Below are 657 nucleotides of genomic sequence, written 5' to 3'. Positions count from 1 at the left end.
CACTCGTACTTGCTGAAGCCGACGCACTGGTTGATGCCGATGCTGACGCACTGGTTGATGCCGATGCTGACGCACTGGTACTTGCTGAAGCTGAGGCACTCGTACTTGCTGAAGCCGACGCACTGGTTGATGCCGAAGCCGATGCACTAGTACTTGCTGAGGCTGACGCACTGGTACTTGCTGAAGCCGACGCGCTTGTTGACGCCGATGCTGACGCACTAGTACTTGCTGAAGCCGAGGCACTTGTGCTTGCTGAGGCTGACGCACTAGTACTTGCTGAAGCCGAGGCACTTGTGCTTGCTGAGGCTGACGCGCTGGTACTTGCTGAAGCCGATGCACTTGTTGACGCTGAGGCTGATGCACTTGTTGACGCTGAGGCTGATGCACTTGTACTTGCTGAAGCTGAAGCACTCGTACTTGCTGAAGCCGACGCACTGGTTGATGCCGATGCTGACGCACTGGTTGATGCCGATGCTGACGCACTGGTACTTGCTGAAGCTGAGGCACTCGTACTTGCTGAAGCCGACGCACTGGTTGATGCCGAAGCCGATGCACTAGTACTTGCTGAGGCTGACGCACTGGTACTTGCTGAAGCCGACGCGCTTGTTGACGCCGATGCTGACGCACTAGTACTTGCTGAAGCCGAGGCACTTGTGC

The 657-nt window shown here is 56.8% G+C and carries 1 protein-coding gene; it reads left to right on the top strand.

The features are described 5' to 3' along the window. On the top strand, positions 1-657 hold a 657-nt coding region (locus D8837_RS09585; RefSeq protein WP_185755709.1), incomplete at both ends, for a hypothetical protein.

The organism is Streptococcus mitis, from assembly GCF_003942965.1.
GTDB classification, from domain to species: domain Bacteria; phylum Bacillota; class Bacilli; order Lactobacillales; family Streptococcaceae; genus Streptococcus; species Streptococcus mitis_BH.
The sequence above is the reverse complement of the archived record's forward strand: the minus strand, read 5'-3'. Positions and strand labels throughout refer to the sequence as shown.